The following is a 14,948-nucleotide window of genomic DNA, read 5'->3' on the forward strand; positions in this document are numbered from 1 at the left end:
ACCGTCCTGCCCGCCAGCGCCAGTCAATATAGCACCACTGCGAAACAAATACGAAACCAAAAGAAAATATAACGCGCATCAACTCCCCCGGCAAGCCGGGATTCAACGGGATGTTTCGACCAGCCGCACATCCGCGTCCGCACAAATCGTGCGGATGATCTCGCTGTCGCAGCGGTCGGTGATGAATGTATTGACCTGTGAGAGATGGCCGATGCGCACCGGAGCCGTCCGCTCGAACTTGGTGGAATCGGATACCAGGATCACGTGCCGGGCGTTGGCCATGATGGCCTGCGCCACCTTGACCTCGCGGAAATCGAAGTCGAGCAACGCGCCGTCATGGTCGATTGCCGACGTGCCGATGACGGCGAAATCCACCTTGAACTGACGGATGAAGTCCACGGCGGCCTCGCCGACAATACCGCCATCGGAACCGCGTACCACCCCGCCGGCAATGACCACCTCAATGTCGGGGTAAACCCGCAAATTGTTGGCGACATTGATATTATTTGTGATCACCATCAGGCCTTTCCGGCCCAGCAATGCCTGACCGACCGCTTCCGTGGTCGTGCCGATATTGACGAAGAGCGAGGCATTGTCGGGAATGAGCGCGGCGGCGGCCTGACCGATCGCCTCCTTTTCGGTTGCAGCGATCAAACGCCGTGCTTCATATTCCAGGTTCTGGATGCCCGACGGAAACAGCGCGCCGCCGTGGATCCGGTTCAGCAGCCGCTGATCGCACAGATCGTTCAAATCCTTGCGGATGGTCTGTGGCGTCACGCTGAAATGCGCAGCGAGATCATCCACAAGCACGCGGCCATGAAGTTTGGCCATTTCGAGAATTTCAGCGTGCCGGGGCGGCAGGAACATGAGGTATACTTTCGTTTTCGTTTTTCTGAATACTATACGAAAATGAAAATGAGCGCATGTCAATTAGCAATAAAGCGAAGTTGGCAAGCGAATGTGATTTCCAATGGACCAAACCATGCGGCCATCGTCGCGGTTTGAAGATACCCAAAGCAATTTTTGTTTATTCGGCGTCTGTCTCGGACTTACGGTCTGAGGTGGGCTTTATCTGCGCGATCCGCACCTGCATACCGTTCCGGGCGGCGGATGGCCAAGTGTGAGCCAACGCACCGATCCGGCCGCCGGCAAACGGCGGCCGGATCGTGGCTTGGTACTATCGGGTTGCGCGCAGTGTCAGCTGCGTTGCGCCCGCAGCGACATTCAGTCCCTGGGTGGCTTCCGCGCTGAACGGCTGCAGGCCGAAGTTCTTCGATGTGCCGCCAACCAGTGCGTTTGCACCGAGACCGAAGCCAACCGAGGCACCCGCTGTCACGCCGACATAATTGCCGGCAAGGGCGCCATCGCCCGCCCGGTTTCCGGCGGCGGTATAAACAACCCACTGCAGATAGGATTTCCTGGTCACCCCGATATCGACGCCAAGTTTGCCGATGCGTCCGGCATATCGTTCAACGGAACCATTGGTCCGCATGAACCTGCATTGAACAGCCTTGCTCGACCCGATCAGCATGCCAACGCCGCCGTCAACGGCGCAAGACAGCGTCCCGAGACGGGTCTTGGGGCCGTTCGCCGCATGGGCCTGGTGTTTGGTCTTCTGATGAAGGGGAGCGGCACCTGCGCCCGAAGCCAGAGCCATGGAAACAGCGGCAGCCATTACGATCATTGTTTTCATCATCTATCCTTATTCCGTTGCGGCCCGGCGGTTTGAATGCGCCGGCGAAACCTGAAAACAAACGTGTGCGGGCCGGTTTGGTTCCGGAAACAGGCTATTGCCGCCGACCACCGGCCTTGGCGCAACCGGCACAGCGGCAGGAGGCGCGAAAACCGGCATTGAAATTTCCGTGCAATCTGCAAGGTTTGCGCAACGGAAATGCCCCGGGGAGGACATGGATTTGGCTATCACGTTCCGTATTGATCCTTTCCCGTCCAATGACGAGATGAACGCACTTTGGGAATGGGCCTGGGATGACTTCGTCTGGAAGGATTTCTCCGTCATTCTGGCCCGCAGCCTTGCCCATGTGGGGGTCTATGACGGGCAGCGGCTGATCGGCTTCGTCAACGTGGCATGGGACGGCGGTGTTCATGCTTTTCTTCTGGATACCTGCGTGCATCCCAAATTCCGCCGGCAGGGCATAGCCACACAATTGGTCAAGGAGGCTGAAAACCTCGCGCGCGATCGCGGAGCGTTCTGGCTGCACGTGGATTTTGAAGCCCGGCTGACCGGATTCTACCGGGGCTGCGGATTCAGGATGACAGGAGCCGGACTGATCAAGCTGCAACCTTGATCCGGCACATCGGTGTTTTCCCGGACAGGAGGGTTGATACCCGGAAGCAGCGTGCGCTCACTCGCCAAACCGCGAAAGCCGGAATGGCGACAATCGCTCCTCCGGCCTGTCCGATAAAATTTCCCGGCTCAGCAGCAGGCCGACAGCAGGCGCAAGCGTCACGCCGGAATGCATGACGGCGATGGAAAGGCCATCGAGACGTCCGGCCGGCCCGACAATCGGGAACCCGTCGGCAGGGGTCGGCCGGTAGCCGATGGTGAAAAAATCCAGTGCCAGAGCATCCACATCGTCGAGGTTTGCTTTCAGGCGGGAGAACAGCGCATCCGCGGTTGCCTGCTGATCCTCGCCGGGATCGCTGCCGCCAAAATCCGCGCCCGCAATGATCCGCCCATCCACCGTCTGGCGCATGTGCAGATCAGGGGTGATCACGATGCCGTTGAGCCGTTTCTGCATCGGCTTTGAATGAACGATCAGACCCGGCGGCGTCTCCATGGGCAGGGTCACCCCCGCAGTCTGCGCCAGGGCAGCGGCCCCCGCGCCCGCCGCGAGCACCACATGGTCGGCCTTCACTGCGCCGAACGACGTAACGACGCCGGCAATGCGCCCGCTCTCCTGGACGAGCCGTGTAACGTTTGCACCAACCAGCCGCCGTGCGCCGCGCGCCTGCGCCCCGGCCAGCATGCGCTGCGCCGCGGCAACGGGCTCAACGGCGCCCTCTTCGGCAATATGCACGGCCGCATCCGGCAGTCGCGCCAGATAAGGCTCGCGCGCGGCCACGGCTTGCCGGTCGATGCGCCTCACTCCATAGCCCCAGTGCCCATGCCGCGTGACGTAGGCCTCAAGTTCATCCGGCGATAAATCCCAGCTGATGCCGCCGCACCAGTTCACCCCGATGCCGGGCAGCTCATCGTGCAGGCGCTGCCAGCCTTCCATGGCATAGCGGCGGAAGCGGAAATAGAACTCGGGATTGCCCCAGCTGGCATTGATCCATGCAAAGGACGCAGCCGTGGCAACCCCGCCGCTTTGTTCGGCAACCACCGTGACAGCCGCGCCCTGCCGCGCCAGATGCCAGGCAATCGACGCACCGATAATTCCGGCACCGACCACGATCACATGTTTCTGTTTCGCCATGATTCATTCCTCTTGGAAAGGCCGGGACTCTCTGCGCAGGGGAATGACAGCATCATTTCCGGGCGAATGCCACCGCAAAGGCCGCAAATTTGTGATGGCGCACATCCGGTGATAGAAAGGTCCGCATGATGAAGGGCCAGTTCAGGATAATGCGCTGTACAACCGCGGGGGTGGATGCCGTCGCGGCGGCCACGCGGCACAGCTTTTCCCGGCACACACACGAACAGTACGGCATAGGCGTCATTCACCAGGGCGCGCAAAAATCCCTGAGCGGCCGGGGAATGGTGGAGGCCGGCCCCGGCGACATGATCACCGTCAATCCCGGTGAAGTGCATGACGGCGCGCCCATCGGCGATGCAGGCCGCTCTTGGAAAATGCTCTATTTCGATCCGTCCCTCATTGGCGCGGTGACCACAGATCTGCAGGAGCAGGGCGAAAGACGCGACGAATTTCCCCGGCCCGTCATCCAGGACGTGCGGCTGGCGCACCAGTTCGAGCGGCTCTTCACCGCCATGACGACCACCGGCATTCCCTCGACCATCCGGCAGGAAGAAGCGCTGCTGATTCTGCTTGCCGGCGTGTTTGATGAACCGGGCAATCCGCAGCGGGTTCCGGCAATACCCCGAGCCATTCGCCGTGCCCGCGACCTGATCGATGATCAGCCGGCACGCGCGGTGACATTGGAGGACCTTTCACGGGAGAGCGGTTTGAGCCGCTTTCAGGTGGTCCGTGCCTTCGCCCGCGCCACCGGCATGACACCGCATGCCTATCTGGTGCAACGGCGCATCGACCTCGCCCGCCGGATGATCGCCGGGGGATCATCTCTGGCGGAAGCTGCCATTGCCAGCGGCTTTGCCGACCAGAGCCATATGACGCGCACCTTCATCCGCAAATACGGCCTGTCGCCCGGCGCCTATGCCGACGCCATGAACTGAAGCCTTTCCTGCAATTTCGTTCAAGACGAACCCCGCCCGATCCGCTGTTGTGCGCCTTCCCGGGATGAAAAGGATTGCGCATGTCCAAGCAGGTTCAAGGTTATGTTTTTCTCGCACTCGCCATGGTGCTCGTCGGCAGCACCATCATTGCCAGCAAGGTGATTGCAGCGGGCTTGCCGCCCTTTACGGCAACAGCCCTGCGCTTTGCCGTCGCCTTCCCGATATTTCTGTTGCTGATGCGACTGACACGAACCAAGTGGCCGCGGCTTGACCGCTCTGCCTGGATCCTTCTCGTCCTGCAGGCAGGTGCCGGCAGCGTCGGTTACACGACCCTGCTGATATCCGGCCTCACACTGACCTCGGCAACGGATGCCGGCGTCATCATCGGGACGCTGCCGGTGGTTGCCGCAGCCATCGCCATTCTCGTCCTCGGCGAACGGCCGCACCGCTTTACCCTGGTCGCCATTCTGCTGGCGACAGCGGGCGTTGTCAGCATCGCCTTCCGCCCCGGCGAAAGCGGCACACACTCCCTGCCGGGCAATGCGCTGATCTTTGCGGCTGTCATCTGCGAGGGCCTGTTCATCCTGATCAACAAGCGCCTGAGGACGCCCATTCCGCCGCTTGCCCTTTCAACGCTGATGACAGGCCTTGGACTGGCAGTGGCCATCGTGCCTGCACTGTTCGAAATGCCATGGACGGGCGGCATGAGCATTGGATCATTCTGGGCTGTGATCTACTACGCCATTGTTCCGACGGTTGGCGGCTTCCTCTTGTGGTATGCCGGTGCCGCGCGGGTCAGTGGCGCCGAAGCCTCGCTCTTTACCGCCGTGGCGCCCGTCTCGGCGGTGGTATTCGCCGTCATCTTCCTCGGGGAAACCGTCAGCCGGAACCAGATCATCGGCATCGCCTGCGTGCTCCTGGCCGTTGGCGGCCTCGGACTGCAATCCCTGAAGCCGGTCAAATCCGCCTGAGCGCGGCAGCGAGTTCGGACAGGACCGCCGTCATGCGGTTGCTCCTTCTATGATGTCATAGCCGGTGTTGATGATGGTCCTTTCAGCCGGGCGTTCGCGGCTTTCCAGGAGCTTTTCGGCGGCGGTCTTGCCGATCAGGAATCGCTTGGAAAGAATCGTCGACAGCGGCAACGGCAAGGCCTGCCCGATATCGAGGCCGTTGAAGCCGAAAATGCCCAACTGTTCCTTCGGCGTAATCCCCGCATGCATGCAATGGAAGATGCCGCCCATGGCCATGTCGTCATTGGGGAAGACGACCACATCAAGCCCCGGCGCTTTCCGGAGGATCGCCTCAAGCAGATGGCGTCCAGCCATGGTGGAGCTGCCCCCCTGCACGCGCTCTTCGGCAACCAGCAGCAGACCGGCCTCTTTCAACGCGGCCCGCAAGCCATCATAGCGGGCGCGGGCGCGATCATCGCTGGCAATGCTGTGACCGGCATAACCGAAACGGCGGTAGCCACGCTGCACCAGATGTTTGCCGGTGTCATAGCCGGCTTGCCAATGCGACATGCCCACCGCGATATCAACCGGATCCCCATCGATGTCCATGAGTTCGGCGACGCGAAAACGCCCATGCTCCAGATGCCGCCGTGCGGTGGCCGTATGATGCAATCCTGCCAGAATCACCGCTGCAGGCTGCCATGCGAGAAAAGACAAGAGAATACGTTCTTCGATCACCGGATCGTAGTCGGTGACGCCGATGACCGGCTGAAACGCTGTTTCCGTGAGAGCTGTGTGGATGCCGCGCAGCACATCCGGAAACACAATATTCGACAGGGAAGGCAGCAGCACGCTCATCAGCGTGGAACCCGAGGAAGCAAGACTGCCTGCCGCCCGATTGGGAATATAGCCAAGTTCGGCGATGGCGGCGAGGACCTTCGCCCGTGTCGCGTCGGCGATCGGCCCCTTGTTTCGGACCACGCGAGAGGCGGTGATATCGCTCACACCGGCAAGCCGCGCCACGTCAGCCAAAGTCGGCGTGTCGGCATTCCTGTGCGCGTTGCGTTTGCGTGGCATGGCATGATCCCGGTGGGATTGAGCAGAATAATGATAGCGCTACCATAAATCGCTTGATGAATGCTAGTGAGTGTGCATAACTTTGTGTTAGCGCTGTCATAAGACCCGCCAGGGCTGGCAGGATAAGACGTTCTGGGAGGATCGGTTCTTGAGTTCAGCGGCAGGTATTGCAGGGATTGGCCGTGGCCCAACGGGGCTTGGCATGGCCTCTCCGCCACTGTGTCACTGCGAACCTCGCATCTTTTCCCTCGCGCATAGCGTTTGAACAAAACGGGCGGACTGCCCGCATGGCAAAGAGGTTGATTGCATATGCACGTACTGGTCATTGGCGCCGCCGGGATGGTGGGCCGCAAATTGCTGGACAGGATCGCGGCTGAAGAGGGTATCCTCGGCGGCGGCATCGACACGCTGACGCTGGTCGATGTGATCGAGCCGGTGGCGCCGCGCGCCCTCGCCGGTATTTCCACGACAAAAGCGGCCGACATTTCCGATGCCGGTGTTGCGGAACGACTGATCGCCGGCCGGCCCGACCTGATCTTCCATCTCGCAGCCATTGTGTCGGGGGAAGCGGAAGCGGATTTCGAAAAAGGCTACAAGGTCAATCTCGACGGCACACGGTTCCTGTTTGAAGCGATCCGGCTGGAAAGCGCCAAGGCACCTTATCGTCCGCGTGTGGTCTTCGCCTCCTCCATCGCCGTGTTCGGCACGCCCTTTCCCGACAAGATCGGCGACGAATTCTTCACCACGCCGCTCACCAGCTATGGCACGCAGAAGGCGATCTCCGAGCTGCTGCTGTCCGACTACAGCCGCCGCGGCTTTTTCGATGGCATCGGCATTCGCCTGCCGACCATCTGTATTCGTCCCGGCAAGCCCAACAAGGCGGCTTCGGGGTTCTTCTCCAACATCCTGCGCGAGCCGCTGGCGGGGCAGGAAGCCATTCTGCCGGTGGACGAGAACGTACGGCACTGGTTCGCCAGCCCGCGCTCCGCGGTCGGCTTTTTCGTGCACGCGGCAACGCTGGACCTCGAAAAAGTCGGGCCGCGCCGCAACCTTTCAATGCCCGGCCTTTCCGCCCTCGTCGGCGAAGAGATTGCAGCCCTGAAACGCGTGGCGGGTGAAAAGGCGGTCAAGCTGATCCGGCGCGAACCGGACGCGACCATCCAGAAAATCGTGGCCGGCTGGGCGACGGATTTCGACACGCGGCGCGCGGCCGCGCTCGGGTTCAAGGCGGAGACCGTCTTTGACGACATCATCAAGGCGCATATCGAAGACGAACTGGGCGGAACACTATGACCAATTATCAGGATTCAGGCAGGGGCAAGATTGCACTGGTGACCGGCGGCGGCACGGGTGTCGGCAAGGCGATTTCTGTGGCACTGCTCGGTGTCGGCTGGACCGTCGTCATCACCGGGCGGCGCAAAGACGTGCTCGATGAAGCAGCAAGGACACTGGCCGCCGAGACCAAGGGAACGGTCAAGCCCATTGTCTCCGACGTCAGCGACCCCAAATCCGTCGCCGCACTGTTCGAAGCCGTCAAGGCGGCCTATGGACGGCTGGACCTGCTGATCAACAATGCCGGGATCAATGTGCCGAATGTCGCCATGGAAGAGGTGACGTTCGAGCAGTGGAACGCCATTGTCGGCGCCAATCTGACCGGCGCATTCCTGTGCACACAGCAGGCGCTGAAACTGATGAAGGCGCAGACGCCGCGCGGCGGGCGCATCATCAACAATGGCTCGATTTCCGCAACGACGCCGCGACCGAATTCAGCGCCCTATACAGCAACGAAACACGCCATCACGGGTCTGACCAAGTCGACCGCGCTGGATGGGCGGCCCTTCGACATTGCCTGCGGCCAGATCGATATCGGCAATGCCACCACCGAAATGACGTCGAAAATGGCGGGCGGCGTGCTGCAGGCCAACGGCGAGACGGCAAGCGAGCCAACCATACCGGCGCACTATATCGGCGATGCCGTTGTCTACATGGCCGGTTTGCCGCTGGAGGCCAATGTGCTGTCGCTGACGGTCATGGCGACGAAAATGCCACTGGTCGGCCGGGGATAGTATTTTCGCGCGGTGTTTTGGGAGAAGCACCGTTAGGCACATTTCAGGGAGGAACAGGCATGGCATCAGTCGAATTCGCCAATGTCAGAAAATCATTCGGGACGCATCCGGTTATCAAGGGGGTTGATATCGAGATCGCCGATGGCGAGTTCGTCATTCTGGTCGGGCCGTCGGGCTGCGGCAAGTCCACGCTGCTGCGCATGCTGGCGGGGCTGGAGAATATTTCCGCCGGCGAGATCCGCATCGGCGGACAGGTGGTCAATGGTCTCGCGCCGAAGGAGCGCGACATCGCCATGGTGTTCCAGAACTATGCGCTCTATCCGCACATGACCGTTGCCGACAACATGGCCTTTTCGCTGACGCTGAAGGGTGCCGCCAAGGCCGAGATCGACAAGCGCGTCAAACCGGCAGCGGAAATTCTGGGCCTCTCCCACCTGCTCGACCGCTTTCCCCGGCAATTGTCCGGCGGCCAGCGCCAGCGCGTGGCCATGGGCCGCGCCATTGTCCGCGATCCGCAGGTGTTCCTGTTCGATGAGCCACTCTCCAATCTTGATGCCAAACTGCGCGTCGCCATGCGCGCGGAGATCAAGGAACTGCACCAGCGCCTGAAGACGACCACGGTCTATGTGACGCACGACCAGATCGAGGCCATGACCATGGCCGACAAGATCGTCGTCATGCATGACGGTATCGTCGAACAGATCGGGGCGCCGCTCGAACTCTATGACCAGCCGGCCAATCTGTTCGTCGCCAGCTTCATCGGCTCGCCCGCCATGAACATGATCAAGGGCAGGCTCGACCCGAATGATGCGCTGAAATTCGTGACGGAGAAGGGTGTTGTCCTGCCGGTGGCCAAAGCGCCGGAAAGCGCCAGAGGACGCGCCCTGATCTACGGCCTGCGGCCCGAGCACATGACGATTGCCGATGGCGGCATTCCGGCAAACGTCGTGGTGATCGAGCCCACCGGATCGGAAACCCAGATGATCATGCGCATCGGCGGCGACGACATTACCGGCGTGTTCCACCAGCGCATCAATGCCCGTCCGGGCGAGACGGTCGGCCTGTCGATCCACGCCGAGGCGACGTATCTCTTCGACGCGGAGAGCGGCAAGCGGCTCGTCTGAAAACCACCAAGCGGCACCTGCCAGTCGGGGAGCGTGTGCCGGTCATATAAGCCCCCGGAAAGCATGGGCCGGAAGCGGGAGACGTTCCGGACATGCTTGTGAAACCCCAAGGAGGAGCATCCATGACCATCAACAGACGACATCTTCTCGGCGCTTCTGCCGGACTTGTGGCCGCTGCCGGGTTGAACCGGCTGGGCCTTACTCCGGCCTTTGCCCAGGCCGCCCCCGCCTACAAGCCGGAAGCAGGTGCAAAACTGCGCCTGTTGCGCTGGGTGCCGTTCGTGCCGGCAGAAGAAGCCGCATGGCTTGCCAATACCAAGAAGTTCAGCGACGCCACCGGTGTTGAAGTGCGTATCGACAAGGAAAGCTGGGAAGACGTGCGCCCGAAGGCCGCCGTCGCCGCTAACGTCGGCTCGGGCCCGGACATGGTGATGAGCTGGTTCGACGACCCGCATCAATATCCCGACAAGCTGGTCGATGTCAGCGAGCTCGGCACCTATCTCGGCGGCGCCCATGGCGGCTGGTATCCGGGTCTCGAAGGCTATGCCAAACGGGACGGCAAATTCATCGCCCTGCCGCTCTGCGCCATCGGCAACGCCATCGTCTACCGCGACAGCCACATGAAGGCCGCCGGCTTCAGCGAATTCCCCAAGGACACGGCAGGCTTTCTTGAGCTCTGCAAGGCCATGCACGCCAAGGGCACGCCCGCAGGCTTCCCGCACGGCAAGGCCGTGGGCGACGGCAACAATTACGCGCACTGGCTGCTGTGGAGCCATGGCGGCAAGATGGTCGACGAAAGCGGCAAGGTTGTCATCAACAGCCCGGAAACGCTGGCCTCGGTGAAATATGCGCAGGAGCTGTACAAGACCTTCATTCCCGGCACGGAAAGTTGGCAGGACGTCAACAACAACCGCGCCTTCCTGGCCGGGCAGATATCGCTGACCGCCAATGGCGTGTCTGTCTATTATGCGGCCAAGAAGGACCCGGCGATGGCAGCCATTGCCGACGACATGCGCTCGGTCAATCTGCCCATCGGCCCGGTCGGCCAGTCGGTCGAGCTGCACCAGGCGTCCACGGTCTCCATTTTCAAGCACACGAAATATCCGGAAGCCGCCAAGGCCTATCTGCAGTTCATGTATCAGGCAGACAATATGAACGCCTGGATCGAAGGCGCCAGTGCCTATTGCTGCCAGCCGCTGAAGGAATATGCCGCCAATCCCGTGTGGACATCCAACCCCATCCATGCGGCCTATGCCAAGGCATCGGGCAGCCTGCGGCCGAACGGCTATGCTGGACCGCTCGGAACGGCATCGGCCGGCGTGATGGCCGACTATGTGCTGGTCGACATGTATGCCACCGCCGTGACGGGACAGATGACGCCGGAAGACGCCATCGCCCAGGCGGAAAAACGCGCCAACCGTTACTACAACGTCTAGCCAAAGGGTGGAGACCGGCAGGATGACAAAGAGCGTGAATACAGGATGCTGTGAAGGGAGTGATGTTCTTCACCCCCCTCTGTCCTGCCGGACATCTCCCCCACAAGGGGGGAGATCACATCGGCATCTGCACTTTTGCTTACCTCGCAGTGGCTCAGAGCTGATTGAAACAGCGGTGAAGGTTGATCTCCCCCCTTGTGGGGGAGATGGGCGGCAGCCCAGAGGGGGGTATTCCTTATGACAGCAACAACAAAGCCACCTTCAGCGCTCGGCGCGCTGACCCGGAACAATACGTTCCTGGGTTTCATGTTCCTGTTGCCGGCGGCGGTGTTCCTGCTGTGCTTTCTGACCTATCCGCTCGGCCTTGGTGTCTGGCTTGGCTTCACCGATGCCAAGATCGGCCGGGATGGGGTTTTCATCGGTCTCGACAATTACATAGCGCTTGCCAACGATTCCGTGTTCTGGATGACGGTCTACAATACGGTTCTCTATACCTTTATCGCATCGATCCTGAAGTTCGCGCTGGGCCTGTGGCTCGCGCTGATCCTCAATGAAAACCTGCCGTTCAAGTCATTCTTCCGCGCCATTATCCTGCTGCCCTGGGTTGTCCCGACGGTGCTGTCGGCGCTGGCTTTCTGGTGGATTTACGATGCGCAGTTCTCGATCATTTCCTGGTCGCTGATCAAGCTCGGCCTGATCGATACGCCCATCAACTTCCTCGGTGACCCCAACAATGCGCGGGCATCGGTCATCGCCGCCAATGTCTGGCGCGGCATTCCCTTCGTTGCCATTTCGCTGCTCGCGGGCCTGCAGACCATTCCGCAATCGCTGCACGAGGCGGCCTCGCTCGACGGCGCGACCGGCTGGCAGCGGTTCCGCTTCATCACCCTGCCCATGCTTACCCCCATCATCGCCGTGGTGATGACCTTCTCGGTGCTCTTCACCTTCACCGATTTCCAGCTGATCTACGTGCTGACCAAGGGCGGGCCGGTCAATGCCACCCACCTCATGGCCACGCTTTCATTCCAGCGGGGCATCCCCGGCGGGCAGCTCGGCGAAGGCGCGGCGATTGCCGTCGCCATGATCCCGTTCCTGCTCGCCTCGATCCTGTTCTCATTCTTCGGCCTGCAGCGCCGGAAATGGCAGCAGGGCGGACAGGATTAAGGGGGAGAACGACCATGAGCATTTCCGAACAGACCGCCACGGCGCCACTCACCGACGACGCGCAGGGCATGAGCTATCTCAACCGGCTGCCGCGGCGCATCGTCGTGCTCTATCTGCCGCTGGCCGTTTTCATCATCGTGTTGCTGTTCCCGTTCTACTGGATGGCAATCACGGCGGTGAAACCCAACTCGCAGCTGACGGACTACAACAATTACAGCCCGTTCTGGGTGGTCGGGCCGACACTCGACCATATCAAATATCTCCTGTTCGAGACCTCCTACCCCGGCTGGCTGTGGAACACACTCGTCGTCTCGGTCTGCGCGACCGTGCTGTCGCTTGCAGCCTCGGTCTTTGCCGCCTATGCCATCGAGCGCATCCGTTTCAAGGGCTCGCGTTCCGTCGGGCTCCTGATCTTCCTTGCCTACCTCGTGCCACCTTCCATCCTGTTCATTCCGCTGGCGGTGATTGTCTTCAAGTTCGGCATCTATGACAGCAAGCTGGCGCTGATCTTCACCTACCCCACTTTCCTCATTCCGTTCTGCACCTGGCTGCTCATGGGCTACTTCCGTTCGATCCCGTTCGAGCTGGAAGAAAGCGCGCTGGTGGACGGCGCATCGCGCTGGCAAATCCTCGTCAGGGTCATATTGCCGCTGGCGGTGCCAGGACTGATCTCTGCCGGCATTTTCGCCTTCACTTTGTCGTGGAATGAGTTCATCTATGCGCTGACCTTTATCCAATCCTCGGAGAACAAGACTGTCCCGGTCGGTGTCCTGACGGAGCTGGTGCGAGGGGATGTTTTCGAGTGGGGTTCGCTGATGGCAGGGGCGCTGTTTGGCTCGCTGCCCGTCGTCATCCTCTACTCATTCTTTGTCGATTATTACGTGTCCTCGATGACCGGCGCGGTCAAAGAGTAATTGGGGCGTGCCCCCATCCAGGAGTTGCTTTCATGACCACCAACAAAACCCCGAAAAAGCTTCGCTCGCAGGAATGGTTCGACAATCCTGACAACCCGGGGATGACGGCGCTCTATCTCGAGCGTTATCTCAACTACGGCCTGACACGGGCGGAATTGCAGTCGGGCAAGCCGATCATCGGCATCGCCCAGACCGGCTCGGACCTTTCACCCTGCAACCGCCATCACATCGAATTGGCCAAGCGGGTGCGCGACGGCATCATCGCGGCGGGCGGTATCCCGTTCGAGTTTCCGGTTCATCCCATTCAGGAAACCGGCAAGCGTCCCGGCGCGGCGCTCGACCGCAACCTTGCCTATCTCGGGCTGGTGGAAGTCCTCTTCGGTTATCCGCTTGACGGCGTTGTGCTGACCATCGGCTGCGACAAGACCACACCAGCCATGCTGATGGGCGCCGCCACGGTGAACATTCCCGCCATCGCCCTCTCCGTCGGGCCCATGCTGAACGGCTGGCACCGCGGCGAGCGCACCGGCTCCGGCACCATCGTCTGGAAATCGCGCGAAAAGCTGACTTCAGGCGAAATCAACTACGACGAGTTCATGGATATTGTGGCGTCGTCGGCACCGTCCGTCGGCTACTGCAACACCATGGGCACTGCGACCACGATGAATTCGCTGGCCGAAGCACTCGGCATGGAACTGCCCGGCGGCGCTGCCATCCCGGCACCGTACCGCGAACGCGGCCAGATCGCCTATGATACCGGCAAGCGCATTGTCGATATGGTGCGCGAAGACCTGAAGCCTTCCGATATCATGACGCGCGAAGCCTTTGAGAATGCGATCGTCATCAACTCGGCCATCGGCGGTTCGACCAATGCGCCCATCCATCTGAACGCGATTGCCCGCCATCTCGATATCGCGCTCGACAATGATGACTGGCAGACCATCGGTCATGACGTGCCGCTGCTGGTCAACCTGCAGCCCGCAGGGGAATATCTAGGTGAGGATTACCACCGCGCAGGCGGCGTGCCTGCCGTCGTGGCGGAACTGCTCAAGGCGAAGCGACTGCCGCACCCATCGGCGCTGACGGTCAACGGCAAGAGCATCGGCACCAATTGCGAGGGCGTGGAAAATCTCAACACCGACGTCATTCGTCCCTATGAGACACCGCTGAAGAAGAAGGCCGGATTCATCAATCTCAAGGGCAACCTCTTCGACAGCGCCATCATGAAAACCAGCGTGATTTCCGACGAGTTCCGCGAGCGCTATCTTTCCGATCCGGACGATCCGGAAGCGTTCGAAGGCATCGCGGAAGTGTTCGAAGGTCCGGAAGATTACCATGCGCGGATCGACGATCCGAAACTTGGCCTCGACGAGAACAGCATTCTGATCATGCGTGGTACCGGCCCCATCGGCTATCCCGGCGCGGCCGAAGTGGTCAACATGCAGCCCCCTGGCTATCTGCTGAAGAAAGGCATCCATGCGCTGCCATGCCTCGGCGACGGCCGGCAGTCCGGCACGTCCGGTTCGCCGTCCATCCTCAATGCTTCGCCCGAGGCGGCGGTCAATGGCGGCTTGGCACTGGTGCGCTCCGGCGACCACCTGCGCATCGACCTGCGCAAAGGCACCGCCAACATCCTCATCGATGACGAGGAACTGCAAAAGCGCCGGGACGACCTTTTGGCAGCGGGCGGCTACAAATATCCGGCAAGCCAGACGCCATGGCAGGAAATCCAGCGCGGCATGGTTGATCAGCTGGCGCAGGGCATGATCCTGAAACCGGCGGTCGGTTTCCAGCGCATTGCCCAGACCAAGGGACTGCCGCGCGACAACCACTGAGGCCAACCGT

Annotated in this window: 14 protein-coding genes; 10 read left to right on the forward strand and 4 right to left on the reverse strand. The window is 61.1% G+C overall.

Features of this window, described 5'->3' with window-relative positions; all coding sequences use genetic code 11:
- Positions 1–102: 102 nt before the first annotated feature.
- Positions 103–867, reverse strand: a complete 765-nt coding sequence (locus tag ACIQWS_RS12345; RefSeq protein ID WP_223614114.1) for a DeoR/GlpR family DNA-binding transcription regulator — start codon at positions 865–867, stop codon at positions 103–105.
- 310 nt (positions 868–1,177) lie between these two features.
- Positions 1,178–1,693, reverse strand: coding sequence for a DUF992 domain-containing protein (locus tag ACIQWS_RS12350; protein WP_403179349.1), 516 nt, complete (start codon positions 1,691–1,693; stop codon positions 1,178–1,180).
- 214 nt (positions 1,694–1,907) lie between these two features.
- Here ACIQWS_RS12350 and ACIQWS_RS12355 point away from each other — a divergent pair, with 214 nt between their 5' ends.
- Complete coding sequence (locus ACIQWS_RS12355; protein WP_403179356.1) at positions 1,908–2,306, forward strand: GNAT family N-acetyltransferase; 399 nt, start codon at positions 1,908–1,910, stop codon at positions 2,304–2,306.
- Positions 2,307–2,363: 57 nt separating this feature from the next.
- On the opposite strand, the gene ACIQWS_RS12360 is transcribed toward ACIQWS_RS12355, so the two are convergent.
- A complete protein-coding gene (locus ACIQWS_RS12360) occupies positions 2,364–3,437 on the reverse strand; it encodes an NAD(P)/FAD-dependent oxidoreductase (RefSeq protein ID WP_403179360.1) in 1,074 nt (357 codons plus the stop codon).
- A gap of 125 nt (positions 3,438–3,562) precedes the next feature.
- Between ACIQWS_RS12360 and ACIQWS_RS12365 the strand changes: the two genes are divergently transcribed.
- A complete protein-coding gene (locus tag ACIQWS_RS12365; RefSeq protein ID WP_403179364.1) occupies positions 3,563–4,372 on the forward strand; it encodes an AraC family ligand binding domain-containing protein in 810 nt (269 codons plus the stop codon).
- A gap of 80 nt (positions 4,373–4,452) precedes the next feature.
- Complete coding sequence (locus tag ACIQWS_RS12370; RefSeq protein ID WP_346305281.1) at positions 4,453–5,343, forward strand: DMT family transporter; 891 nt, start codon at positions 4,453–4,455, stop codon at positions 5,341–5,343.
- A 30-nt stretch (positions 5,344–5,373) separates the two neighbouring features.
- Here ACIQWS_RS12370 and ACIQWS_RS12375 read toward each other — a convergent pair whose 3' ends face one another.
- Positions 5,374–6,399: a LacI family DNA-binding transcriptional regulator gene (locus ACIQWS_RS12375; protein WP_403179371.1), complete on the reverse strand. Its 1,026-nt coding sequence runs from the start codon at positions 6,397–6,399 to the stop codon at positions 5,374–5,376.
- 309 nt (positions 6,400–6,708) lie between these two features.
- Between ACIQWS_RS12375 and denD the strand changes: the two genes are divergently transcribed.
- The 7 genes from denD (at position 6,709) to ACIQWS_RS12410 (ending at position 14,938) form a co-directional block, all read left to right on the forward strand.
- Entirely contained in the window at positions 6,709–7,692 is a 984-nt protein-coding gene (denD, locus tag ACIQWS_RS12380) for a D-erythronate dehydrogenase (RefSeq protein ID WP_403180950.1), read from the forward strand.
- Complete coding sequence (locus ACIQWS_RS12385) at positions 7,689–8,465, forward strand: SDR family oxidoreductase (RefSeq protein ID WP_403179375.1); 777 nt, start codon at positions 7,689–7,691, stop codon at positions 8,463–8,465. Before denD ends, ACIQWS_RS12385 begins: the two co-directional genes overlap by 4 nt.
- A gap of 59 nt (positions 8,466–8,524) precedes the next feature.
- Positions 8,525–9,589, forward strand: coding sequence for an ABC transporter ATP-binding protein (locus ACIQWS_RS12390; protein WP_403179379.1), 1,065 nt, complete (start codon positions 8,525–8,527; stop codon positions 9,587–9,589).
- A 122-nt stretch (positions 9,590–9,711) separates the two neighbouring features.
- Positions 9,712–11,025: an ABC transporter substrate-binding protein gene (locus ACIQWS_RS12395; RefSeq protein ID WP_223614104.1), complete on the forward strand. Its 1,314-nt coding sequence runs from the start codon at positions 9,712–9,714 to the stop codon at positions 11,023–11,025.
- A 237-nt stretch (positions 11,026–11,262) separates the two neighbouring features.
- The gene (locus ACIQWS_RS12400; protein WP_403179385.1) at positions 11,263–12,189 is read left to right on the forward strand and encodes a carbohydrate ABC transporter permease; all 927 of its coding nucleotides are present in this window, start codon (positions 11,263–11,265) and stop codon (positions 12,187–12,189) included.
- A gap of 14 nt (positions 12,190–12,203) precedes the next feature.
- Positions 12,204–13,103 (forward strand): carbohydrate ABC transporter permease, encoded by a 900-nt coding sequence (locus ACIQWS_RS12405; RefSeq protein ID WP_223614102.1) that lies wholly within the window; start codon positions 12,204–12,206, stop codon positions 13,101–13,103.
- A 32-nt stretch (positions 13,104–13,135) separates the two neighbouring features.
- Positions 13,136–14,938 (forward strand): IlvD/Edd family dehydratase, encoded by a 1,803-nt coding sequence (locus ACIQWS_RS12410; protein WP_403179390.1) that lies wholly within the window; start codon positions 13,136–13,138, stop codon positions 14,936–14,938.
- Positions 14,939–14,948 lie beyond the last annotated feature (10 nt).

The organism is Phyllobacterium sp. NPDC097923 (genome assembly GCF_044760925.1).
Lineage (GTDB): Bacteria > Pseudomonadota > Alphaproteobacteria > Rhizobiales > Rhizobiaceae > Phyllobacterium > Phyllobacterium calauticae.